This window comes from Bacillus sp. V59.32b, from assembly GCF_003429085.1.
Taxonomy (GTDB): domain Bacteria; phylum Bacillota; class Bacilli; order Bacillales; family DSM-1321; genus Peribacillus.
In genome coordinates this window covers 1-12050 of sequence record NZ_QVTC01000073.1, presented here as the reverse complement: position 1 = coordinate 12050, position 12050 = coordinate 1, and the positions used below count along the sequence as shown (strand labels likewise).

At 38.5% G+C, this 12050-nt stretch carries 6 protein-coding genes, 3 pseudogenes and 1 riboswitch; of the genes and pseudogenes, 2 read left to right on the top strand and 7 right to left on the bottom strand.

Going from position 1 to position 12050, the window contains the following annotated elements:
- Positions 1–10 precede the first annotated feature (10 nt).
- Both D0463_RS15685 and D0463_RS15680 read right to left on the bottom strand, forming a co-directional pair.
- The gene (locus tag D0463_RS15685; protein WP_117308320.1) at positions 11–3748 is read right to left on the bottom strand and encodes a glycoside hydrolase family 3 N-terminal domain-containing protein; all 3738 of its coding nucleotides are present in this window, start codon (positions 3746–3748) and stop codon (positions 11–13) included.
- Between the two features lie 651 nt (positions 3749–4399).
- Positions 4400–5509, bottom strand: a complete 1110-nt coding sequence (locus D0463_RS15680) for an FtsZ/tubulin family protein (protein ID WP_117308319.1) — start codon at positions 5507–5509, stop codon at positions 4400–4402.
- A gap of 167 nt (positions 5510–5676) precedes the next feature.
- On the opposite strand from D0463_RS15680, the gene D0463_RS15675 reads away from it, so the two are divergent.
- Positions 5677–6072, top strand: a complete 396-nt coding sequence (locus tag D0463_RS15675) for a hypothetical protein (protein WP_117308318.1) — start codon at positions 5677–5679, stop codon at positions 6070–6072.
- A gap of 109 nt (positions 6073–6181) precedes the next feature.
- On the opposite strand, the gene D0463_RS19485 is transcribed toward D0463_RS15675, so the two are convergent.
- Positions 6182–6352: a hypothetical protein gene (locus tag D0463_RS19485; protein ID WP_160118453.1), complete on the bottom strand. Its 171-nt coding sequence runs from the start codon at positions 6350–6352 to the stop codon at positions 6182–6184.
- Between the two features lie 46 nt (positions 6353–6398).
- Positions 6399–6483, bottom strand: a riboswitch (cyclic di-GMP riboswitch).
- A 639-nt stretch (positions 6484–7122) separates the two neighbouring features.
- On the opposite strand from D0463_RS19485, the pseudogene D0463_RS20450 reads away from it, so the two are divergent.
- Positions 7123–7346: pseudogene (locus D0463_RS20450) on the top strand (ATP-binding protein); the annotation flags it as partial.
- A gap of 369 nt (positions 7347–7715) precedes the next feature.
- Here D0463_RS20450 and wecB read toward each other — a convergent pair.
- The 4 genes and pseudogenes from wecB to D0463_RS15645 all read right to left on the bottom strand — a co-directional run.
- A pseudogene (gene wecB / locus D0463_RS15660) lies at positions 7716–8546 on the bottom strand (non-hydrolyzing UDP-N-acetylglucosamine 2-epimerase); the annotation flags it as partial.
- Positions 8543–9838 carry a flippase gene (locus D0463_RS15655; protein WP_117308317.1) on the bottom strand — a complete coding sequence of 432 codons (1296 nt, stop codon included), beginning with the start codon at positions 9836–9838 and terminating at the stop codon, positions 8543–8545. The pseudogene wecB and the gene D0463_RS15655, both read right to left, overlap by 4 nt.
- Positions 9839–9873: 35 nt before the next feature.
- Positions 9874–11004: a glycosyltransferase family protein gene (locus D0463_RS15650; protein ID WP_117308316.1), complete on the bottom strand. Its 1131-nt coding sequence runs from the start codon at positions 11002–11004 to the stop codon at positions 9874–9876.
- 82 nt (positions 11005–11086) lie between these two features.
- Positions 11087–12050: pseudogene (locus D0463_RS15645) on the bottom strand (IS3 family transposase); the annotation flags it as partial.

Sequence of the window (12050 nt, the reverse complement as noted above, 5' to 3'; positions counted from 1 at the left end):
ATCCTATTTTTTATTTATCCCATCGGTAAGTACCCACTGATTTAGCCGGCAGCTCGCCTTTGATCTGTTTGCCATCACTGATCAGCTTGAACTTCTGCGGTTCGTACGATTGATTGATGACCACGGACACGACTTTCTTTTCATCCGGACTTAAGAATGTCACGTTGGTAACGGTATCTGCTGAGCCGTAATCGCTGTCAATGCGAATCGAACCTGGCTTCACAAACTTCGTAAAATGTCCGGTTAAATAGTATTCCGGAGTCAGCCAGTAGTTATTTCTGTCTGCTGAGTCCTGGATCAGCAATGTCGGATCCGGCTGCCCTACCCATTGGTGCGACTGGATGTCGCTATCCAGCATGACGACCCAGGAATTATAGCTTCTCGCCCAATTTCGGAAGTATTGGGCAATCCGATCGGCGCCATAAGTTCCCCACACGGCACGTTCTGTCAGGTAGACGTTTTTCTCCGGGAACAGGTTGTGCAATCTGGTCATTTCAGACAAGGAACCGCCATAATCGTGGAAAGCCGTGCCATCCAATGCATCATATGCCCGCTTATCCTTTAACAATTGTTCTGCGTAAGCACCCGTATCGCTTGGGTTATGGTCAAAGCCCCAAAGCTTGACATGCTCGAACCCATTCGTATCCAGTTCTTTTCTCAATAGCTGGGCCAATTCTGCAGCCTGGCTGTACGGCATGTTCGTACTCGGATAATCGATCTCCAGCATCGGTTCATTCTGCAAAGTCATCGCACTGATATCGATTCCCTGCTCTTTATAAGCCTGGAAATACTTCAAATAATATTTGGCGAGAACAGGCAAGTATTCATCTTTTACGCGTCCCCTGACCATGCTGTCTGTCGTCTTCATCCAGCCTGGCGGGCTCCATGGTGAAGAAAAAAACTGAATGTCCGGATTGATTTTTTTGGCTTGCTGAAGTGTTTCGATAATCTTGTAATCGATATCCTTTTGAATCGAAAAATGTTTGAGATCCACATCTGTCTGGCCCGGAGGCATATCGTCATAGCTGTAAAACTTTCTAGCCGTAAAATCTGACGTGCCGATTGTTGTCCGCATCAGGCTCATGCCGATCCCGTCTTTCGGGTCAAGCAATTTCTTTAAAACTTCCTGTCTTTTAGAAGGAGACATTTTGATCAGATTATGAATGGTGGATTCATCCATTGAAGAACCGATTCCATACATGCTCTGGTATTTTTTCGCTGGATTAATATTTATGGTAGTAAACTTGGATGCATCCGGCTTGGTAAGATCCAGTTTATCCTGTTCCTCCAGCTTTTTATCTCCTGATTGATATCTTGGTCCAAAATACCAGGCAACATCACTAGGGTCACGTTCATTGGTAATCCAGGATTCAACTGCATTCTCCTGGATGATTTCCGGTTTTACATCACCCACGGGCGGCGGTGTATCCGGAATGCTGCCAACCCGTTTAAAATCAAACCAGTTTAAATTCAGCGAGCCCTCAATATATTCGAGCCTAATCTTTTGCTTTCCCTTTTTCAGGACGACATTTTCGACGGTAGCTGTCTGCCAATTCTGCCACCAGCCTGTCGACGCCACCCGCAGCTTCCCTAAAAGCTTCTTGTCTTCACTGATGATGTTGACTCCCGTCTGGCCGCTCAGATTCGCAGCATAGCGGAAATCTATGTTATAGACTCCGTCCTCTGCGACATTAATATCGTACTCGAGCCAATCCCTTGCATCAGCCCAACCGACATCAAGCGTGCCTTCAGATGCATTTTCCGTCTGTAGTCCGTATTGATCGGAAAAATCCTCGGCTTCAATTTTCCCTGGCACCTTCAAGCCGGGTTTTTCGGGAAGCACTGGTTTCTCCGGCAATTTAGGGGTTGCCTGCTTTTTCGTTAAGCCATATCCATAATCAAATAAGAAATACTTTTTGTCTTTATTTTTATAAGCTTCCAGATAGAAAGGCCATTTGACCGGCAGCTTCCCTTTAAAGTCTTCGCCTCCAAACAGGACATCTGCGACACCGGCGCCTTCTGTACCCGGAAGCCAGGCTGCGACCAGTCCGGCCCAATCATCCATTTCTTCGGTCACGATCATCGGGCGGCCGGATACAAGGACAACGACGATCGGAATATCAGGATCAGCCTTGCGGACATTTTCAAGTGTAAGCAGGTCCAGACGATTAAGATTCAACTTTCTTGTGTCCCCGTTGCCTTCTGCATATGGTTCTTCCCCTACAACTACAACCGCTGCATCATGACCTTTTGCGCCCCTGCCATGCTTGTTATACGTGATTTTCTTTCCTTTTCCGGCCACTTCCCTGATTCCCTCGACAATCGTGGTACCGTCTGTTATATTGCCGGACTTGCCCTGCCAGGTAATCGTCCATCCACCTGACTGCTTGCCGATATCGTCGGCGCTTCTGCCCGCTACAAAGATTTCATCCATCTTGTTCAGCTGGGAAAGAATCGGTTTCCCCTTTACATTATCGTTCTTTAATAGGACGAGTGATTCGCTGACAGCCTGCCGTCCAATTTCCCGATTCTTTTTGGAACCAAAAGTTTTAGCCAGCTTTTGATCCGTTAATGGATGTTCAAAAGCACCGGATTCAAACTTCACCCGGACGATTCTTGAAACGGCATCATCCAAACGTTTTTCAGAAATTTTCCCTTCATTCACTAATTCTTTTGTCAGCTTTAATGTTTCCTTCCAATTCTCAGGCTGCATCAGCATATCTACTCCGGCATTAACCGATACTTCAATTTGCTGCTTTAAGCCGGAAACCGGATTGCCATCCTGGTCCTTCGTGATTTGCTGAATCCCGTACCAATCAGAAATCACAAAACCGGTAAAGCCCATCTCTCCCTTCAAAACATCCGTAAGCAGCCGTTTATTCGCATGCATTTTCAAACCATGGATGCTATGGAAAGAAGCCATCACCGTCCTGGCCCCTGCATCCACTGCTTTCTGATAGATTTGCCTGTCCATCTTAAGGATTTCTTCTTCCGTATACTCCGTCACGTCCCCTTGATTGATTCCGTCTTTCGTGTAGCCCTCGCCGATAAAGTGCTTAGCGGTAGCGACAACATTCGAAGTTTTCGCCAGGTCTTTGCCCTGGAACCCTTTAATATAGGCTGCGCCCATGTCTGCAACGAGCTTGGAATTCTCCCCAAACCCTTCGTAAGTCCTGCCCCATTGAATATTCTGGACACTGGCGACGGTCGGGGCGAATGTCCAGTTTACTCCTGAGGATTTAATCTCTGTCGCTGCGGCGCTTCCGATCTTCTCTACTAACCTAGGATTCCTGGTAGCCCCCAAGCCGATATTATGCGGGAAAATAGTCGCACCTTTTAAATTATTGTGTCCATGGACAGCATCTGCCCCATATAAAAGCGGAATGCCTAATCGCGTGGATAGCGCACCAGTTTGATAGGAATCTACCAATTGCGACCACTTTTCACGTGTACTGTTTTCCTCCTTTCCATCCGGAAACGAGCCACCTCCGCTTAAAACGGATTCTAAGTTGTACTCCTTCACATCATCAGGAGTTACAGAAGCCCGCTCTGCCTGGATTATCTGCCCGACTTTTTCGTCGAGCGTCATTCGTCCCAACAGATCTTTCACCCTTTTTTCTACAGGCGCTTTCTCATATAAATAAAATGGTTTGTCCGATTCCTTAGCTGTTGCTGTAATTGCGATATTACCTGCAAACAATGAAAGCAAACAAACAACTGCTGTTGCGATAGAAAGTATTTTTTTCATCGTATTCCTCCATCATCTGATATAGTTGGCCTGCACTTTACAGAGAACGAAAACGGAATGGTTCACCTCCTTTAAAAAAGAAAATTCAGTAGTTAAGCAAAGAAAAATACAATGATATTTAATAGATGGAGTAAGATTATCGTCATTTGTAATAGAGGTCTATTAATCACAAAGAATGGCTTCAATCCAGAAGAAAAAATGACTGCAAGAAAAATTGAAATATACTGCTGACCATAAGGATATTTAACGTGGGGAGCTGAGTTGGTTTGTAACAAAGGCAAACACAACTTAATTTGTTGGTACAAATCCAGTATAAGTAGTGCATCACAATATGTAAACGCTTTCTTTTTTAAGTGGATAAAACACTTCCATTTTCCTATAATGACGCACATCAGGTTGTGATACTACATTTTTTACAGAGTGTCCTAAACTATGGGTTTCTTTTTGACATGAAAACTCCTCTGATGCCGGCAAATGAAATTTCACTCATTCTTTAAATTCATAAACAGTTTCTTTGCATAGGCTTATTTGTCCCTTTTAACGCTCTTTTGTACTAGGTTGAATAAGATATTTTCCATAAATGAAAACACACTGGAACCGTAACATCCAGTGTGTTCACTTTTGCTATATTTACGTTGTGAATGAATCCCTTCATCTTTGGTACTTTGCTAACTTGGATGATATGGAGGCTGCCTGTTTCTCAGGTTTTTTAGTTCTCAGGTTTGATGCCCAGGATATTCGCGACTCATATTTCTGGGTATGTTCCGTGTTGACCAGGTTCTCTAAACGATCTTTGTTCTTCTCAATGGATTCCTCAACAGCCGACAGTCTGCGGGTTGGGAATGGCAGACCCGCTAAAATGGTGGTTATAGTAGGGTCAGATTCTAAGATATAGGTTCCTTCGAATAACTGCAGAGGTTCCCCGATTCTTTCGAAGATTAATGGCATATTAATGAGCCTAGTCATATTCTCCGGTCCTTCAAAGATAAGTCCAGCTCGAATTACGCCTGTTGTTTCAACTGGACAAAATACAGAATTGGCCCAGGAACGCTGAATTTTACTGGACACGTCTGCCGTAGACTTTGCGTCTGTAATTGTAGCTGAAGATATGATTGTTACCCCTCGTGTGCCCAGAATATTCATCAGATCCGTTTCATCGAAGTTCCCGTAAAAAGAACTCTTTTGCGTAACTTGCAGTACTCTGTTAATTGCCTCCATGACTTGATGATTTGAAGCAAGATAGATCTTCTGTTTGCTGGATTGCGGGTTACTCCTGCGCATTTGATCGTTGTCTACCAGGAATACAGAAGAGATCCCCTCAATTTTTGAAATCTCTTGGATACATTCAGCAGTATTGATTCGGTTGCCCGCTAACACGTTTCGTTCGGGTACAACAGCGATAGCACCTATGTTGATGTCAGGCAGCTGGTCTACTAACAGATCAATTAATAACGGACTCATACCAGAACCAGTACCACCATCTGTAGAAAAGGCCACCAATAAAAGCCTTATGTCCTTAAAGGACTGCTTTACAAAGTCAATGATCTCCCGATAGTTATCTTGAATAGCTCTTAATCCTATAGATCTATCTTGTCCTGCTCCCTTAAATCCTGGGACAAAATACTTCTTTTCCACCCTTGTGTTCACTAAGCCATCATGTTGGTTCGTGTTGATAAGGGCCGTTTGAAAGCCTAAGGCGGATGCTATTTCAGCTATATTCCCACCTGCCTGCCCTACACCCAAGATTCCTATTGATTTCACCAGATCGCCTCCTTATCTTAATATGATAATACTCAAGTTTTATGGATTTAGACTTTTTCATTTTAAAAATCAATGGAATAGTGTAGAAAAAATGCAGAAAGTTTACACCGCTTGACATTTATGCGATCCAAAATGCTCAAAGACTTCAGTCTATGCTGGATGAAACATTGGAAGGAAAAGTGACCGGGAAATTCACTGAGCTAATTGGCAGTCCTAGACAATGGTCACATCGAACTACACAATTGCGTGATAATAATTTATATATACTTATTAATGATCAATCAGATTGGAAGTTTATTGGTTGCGGATTTGAATTAACAGAGGATGAATACCCGAAATTGACTACTTTTTTAGAGGTACAACATAAATGTGGGCAAAAAGATGAAATAACAAAAGCTTTAGAAACCTTTTGTGAAAGTAAGGAAGATTGGACTTACCAGCCACCTTCCGATAATAATGATTATATTTGGGGATATACAGATAGTATTCAAGATTACTTAGTTGAAAAATTAGAAGAGCTTCATCAATTTAGAGTTGATAACCCGCAGCTTAAATGGAATTAATCAGAAAGAGTGTCAACACCGGTTTATTTCTCCCCTCGTATCCAATCATGCTAAATAAAAATAAGAAAAAAAGCGGCAAAATGTCTTGTCTAAGACACTTTGCCGCTTTTTAGAAAACCAGTTTTGTGTTGTATTTCGTAGCCTGACTTTTATGATAGGAAGCTTTTAATCGCAGCTTGGCAATTAAAGGTTCAGATAAACAATCCTCAATCAGAACTTCATTATGTCTCTGCTTTGCATAATGCCATACAAATCTCAATTTATAGTAGATCTTCTTCAAAGCATGTCCTCCCTTGAGACTCACATAAATCGTAGGAGAAATCGTATTCGGCAGCTGGCTGGCTTCGCAAGATTACTTTAGCCCCTTTAGCTTTGCGTCATTATCTTTCGATAACTTTGCCATTTCGTACGATTTATGTGCATATAATATTTTTGAAGTATACCAGAATAAATTTGGAAACAAGGGTATGAAAACCCATGTATAAAAATGTTACCATTTGTCGAAAAAGGTGTAAACAATGAATATTATTCTTTATAACCTTTTAATTATTAATCTAAACCAAAATAAACTCGATTCTTAATTTTATATCGGTTTTATGACTTATATATTTAGGTAAGAAGGAAAATTCAATACTAAGATTTATCATTGATATTGCTGTCGAATTACGCATGGGGATATCCAGAAAAATTTAATAAAATTATATGGGACAATAACTTTTGGGGACTATAAATAAGAAGATAATATTTTACGCTTACGGGGAGAAAATTTTGATTTTAAGAAGACCAAAGAGGGTAAGCCCTTAAAAGTGAGTACTAGAATTTAAATACACCAACTTGTGATGCAGTGACCAAAGGGTACATCCTTGGGTCTCACCATTTCAAGAGCTCTCTTTTGTTATATCCATTAAAAAAATTCTAACAGGACAACTCGTTAATTAAGGCTCTTTCACAGGAATAATAATTGAAAAAAAATCAATCTTTTGATAATGCAACACTCAAACAAGTTGAGAACTTTAAAAAACCACTCGCAATCAACTTTTATTAATTGACTCTATTGACGAAGCCAATATCGTGTTGGAGATTACTGATGTTCGGCAAAAAACAGCTTCCACCATTTACTGTTCTCAAATCGATCCCGGCGGATGGCATACGAAGTTGGGAAACGGTACCATTGCGGAATCCATTTAGACCGCATTGTCCATAATTCTTATCAATTCTTATTGGACGGTGAAACCTCCATGCGGGAGCGGCATGGATTAGGCAGTGAGGCCTAAAATATGGAAATATTGACCCTGAAAGATTTATGCAAGATGGAAGAAAACTATTATTGGACCGGTTAAAAAGAGTGGAGTCCTTTCCCTAAGAAATTAAAGAAAAAGCTTCTTAAAGTTTATGGGAAAGAACCTTTTCCATATACATGGACTGAACAGAACATTTATGAAGGATTAAGGAAAATCATAATAGAGTTCTTTAAGGGTTAACCAAAAGTTTTAAATCAAAAAAACTCCTCCATTATAAATTAGTAATGAGAGGAGTTTTTATTGGTAAAAGAGATTAGGCAATGACTGGTAAATTCTTTGACGAAGAGTGGTACAAAAGATGGCATAGCTGGTAAATTCCTATGGCCGTAATCATATATGATAAAAAGATCTTGAAAGAAAATTATGAAAATCCAAGACTTCTAATGGTTCAATGATTCTTACCCTATCGTTATTTCCTAGTATTTCATTGGCAGTTTCTCTTACTACTGGGTTCATATGAATTGGATATATTGCCTTAATATCCGAATGTTCATCAACAATCCTTTTAATAGCTTTAAACATATTTCTCATTGGTTCACCTTGATTTTCCCTGCGATGAGCCGTTATCATAATAAGTCTGCTATCTGCTACCCAATCGAGGTGCTTATGATAGTAATCATTTCTAACCGTTGTCTTAAGTGCATCAATAGCTGTATTACCAGTAACATGTATAGTGGAAGGATCTTTCCCCTCTTTTAAAAGATTCTCTTTAGACATCTCCGTTGGGGCAAAATTAAATTTCGCTACAATTCCTACAGCTTGGCGATTAAACTCTTCTGGATATGGAGAATAAATATTATATGTTCTGAGTCCAGCCTCTACGTGACCAACTGGAATTTGTAAATAAAAACATGCTAAGGACGTTACAAACGTTGTAGAAGTATCACCATGAACTAAAACTACATCTGGCTTCGCTTCTTCCAATACAACTTTTATTTGTTATAGAATATTTATAGTTAGATCGAATAGCGTCTGTTTTGCTTTCATAATGGATAGATCATAATCAGGAACCACATTAAATGCATCCAAGACCTGATCTAACATTTCTCTATGCTGACCTGTAACACAAACAACCGTATCCAATTTATCCCGTGATTTTAATTCTTTAACTAAAGGACACATCTTAATAGCCTCTGGCCGTGTTCCGAATACTATCATTACTTTTTTCTTCATTTCATATCTATCAACTTTAACTTATTTTCTTCTCTAAACTTTTTTGATATCTTTTTTATTTGATATATTAAAGCCAACGTTAAAACAAGCTCAGCAACTAATGCAGCAACTGCAATACCGTAAAGTCCCCAAATAAAGCCTAAAGCTACATTAAATAATATTAATGAAATAAATCCCCAATTAAAAGCAATACTATACTCTTTTTCATGCCCACTTGCTACCACTATTTGTACTCCTAGAAAATTATTTAAAATACCTAGTAACATCCAAAGTGTCAAAGGAATTAATAATACATAATATGCCACATAACTATCACCAAAAAGCAAATTAACCACATATTTTGAATTTAAGATTAGTATAATACAAATAATAACGACTATTGGCATAATTACCATACTTATTTTCTTTACCTTTTGTATTCCTTTTTCGAATGATTCAATATAATATTTACTAATGTAAGGATAAATTACTTGTCCAATAGGTGCAAACATCATCGATATTATTATCGGAATTTTCTGTATAGCAGAAAAGATACCAACGCTACTTTCCGTACTAGTGAATCCTAAAATAGTAATACCAAAGCCGCTAAAAACCTTGGTCATTGCTGAAGTTGTAAAAATATACCATCCATCTTGAAGCTCCGTTTTTACATCTTTAATTGATGGAATATGGAAAGCTATTCCCAACTTGTTTTTAATGATTATAACGCTAATAATACCGCCTAATAAAAAAGTAATTGCGTATAGTAGACAATATATATATATATCACTTGGTTCCTTTACGAATAAAAAAATTAATATAACAGATAATGTACGTGCAAATACATTAATAATCGTTATATATTTCATATCCTGCATTCCTTGAAATAACCATGTTTGCTGTAATGACAACCCTATAACCATAGAATAAAGGACTATCATACTAATAAATTGCATTTCATTTACACTTAAAATTTGGCAAATTAACAGCATTAAAAAAAATGTTGCAACACAAAGAATAACTTTACTAGTCATAATCGCACTATAAATTCTTTCCACTTCTTCTTTATCCCTAGCAACTGCTACTTTTCGAGATCCAGAAAGATTAAACCCATATTCAACAATAACCTGAAAATATCCAATCAAATTTAATGAGAATGAAAACACTCCAAACTGTGATGCACCAAGAACTCGGGTGATATACGGTAAAGTTAGTAATGGAGCTAAAGTATTAAATATTTGAAGAATATACAGCCAAGAACCATTTTTCATCACTTTTGAGGAAAACAAAATTTTAATCTTAGATACACTCAATGATTTTCATCCTCCACACAAACTCAGCACTCTTATCAACAATCAATTGAGTCAACAATTTCTTTTATTGTTCCTTTAATATCAACCTTATTATAAAATTCCTTTGATTTTGCTGCCATAAAATCATAATTTTTTTCTACAGCTTTAATAGCACTTATTACATTAGATTCTTCAAATGTTTCAAAGCATACTCCACAACCTGATGTATTGAAGGCATATGATAATCCAGGAACATCATTTCCTATCATGGGAATACCGAACTTGGAATATTCATACAGCTTATTTGGCGCACAATATAACGCATTTAACATAGAAAATTCATTGTTAGTGGGTACATAAGTTAAAACTCCAATATATGCGTGACTTGTTACCTCCAGATGGTATGGATTCGCTATATAAGGTATAAAGTAAAAATTTTCACTACCTATGTCTTTGTAAATATTTTCCCCTCCTGACATAACTACAAAAGCATAGTCTTCTCCAAGCTTGTTAACTGCTTTTATAAAAACATCTAACGGGCGCTCTGGACTTAATATTCCTTGATACAATATTATCTTCTTACCTTTAAGCTTATTTATTATAATAGATGCTTTTTGATTTGATATATGTGAATACTTTTTAATTTCATTGTTAGAATAGGGCTTATTCGGTAATATATATGGGAGTTTTTCTAAATCCCACCAAGCTTTTGAAATGTGTGCACGGTTATATTCAGCTTGTATTACACAGACAGCTTTCTTTGCATATAAAGCTGTATTTAAAGCTAGTAATGGTAACTTACGGTAATATAAAGTTTTTTCATTTAACTCAAACATATGCAAGATAAACCTTTTTTTTAATAGCCTTTTCCCGAGGTGTTTTAATGCCAAGTCTGAGAATACCCATATTGATGTTTCTGAATCATAAATATTATCTATTTCCTTCCAAAGTGCTTTTTTAATTTTTATTAGTCGAAAAAGTTTTAAAAAGGGGGAAATAGTCCTTTCATAATTAGCCACTATATTTTTGACTTTTACCCCACGCTTTGCACATAACTCTGCAGTCTGACTATCAATGTCTGTAGTACATAGGATTGTTTCAATACCTAAATCATTTAGATATTGCAATACTGTTAATGCCGGTGGATATTTGAAAATGGGACCTATGTGTACTAATAAGATTTTCATAAATATCACTCCATTTTTAATAACATCTTTAGATTTTATTTACCCCCGTATCGCTTAAGATTACTGGATTGTCAACACTAAACTAGACAACTTTTTTAAGGTGTTCAAGTTTATACTCAATCGGGCTTAAATATCCCAGTGTCCCAGAATACGAATGTGATTAAACCAATGAACATAGTAGTGCAATTCTCTTGTTAGATCTTCCAATGTATCGAAATCCCGGCCCTTCACAAACTCTGTTTTGAGGATTTTGAATGTTGCTTCAGCTACGGCATTGTCATAGGGACAACCCTTCATGCTAGGAGAACGTTGGATAGTAAACGTCTCTAGTGCATCGTCAATCAGCTTATTTTTAAACTCTCCCCCTCGATCCGTATGGAAGAACTGAATTTTGCGTAAATCCACCTTAATAGATGAAAATGCACGGCAAACCAGTGAAGCGTCTTTATTCGGGCCAGCGCAGTAACCAATGATCTCCCTGTTAAGGAAATCAACAAACACACATATGTATTGCTAACCTTCTTCGAATGGGGTTTAAATTGAGCCACAGTGTAGGTGGACACGAGTCCTTGTTCTTGCATATCCGACCAATTCGTCTTCTGGAAACAACTAGTCCACGTTTCTTTAATTCCACTTTAATTTTACGAGTTCCATAGTTTTGGCGGCTCTCATGAAATATTTCGATGATGTGGGAAGTGATGTTATCTTCGGATTTTCTTTCTTTCGCTTCATAATAATAAGTGCTTCTAGGCAATTGAAGGCCGTCGCACATAGCTGATATCGAGTATTTGTGCTGGTTGTTCCGAATCACATTTATTTTCGTCCTAGTATCAGCGCAGCTTGCTTTAAAATATCATTCTCTAACTGTTGTTTGAGTTCCTTACGGAGCTTTACCAATTCTGTTTCTTCCGGTGTTCGGTTATGGTTACTTTGACTGAACCGGAGGCCTTATGTTGAGAGATCCACTTATCCAGAGAGGAGGGTGTAAGATCGTACTCACGAATAATATCCTTTCTTGGCTTCCCATTCTGATACAGCTGCACCAT

Bases quoted from the DNA above. Each gene is read 5' to 3' on its own strand.
- D0463_RS15685 (WP_117308320.1), bottom strand. From the start codon at position 3,748: ATGAAAAAAATACTTTCTATCGCAACAGCAGTTGTTTGTTTGCTTTCA.
- D0463_RS15650 (WP_117308316.1), bottom strand. From the start codon at position 11,004: ATGAAAATCTTATTAGTACACATAGGTCCCATTTTCAAATATCCACCG.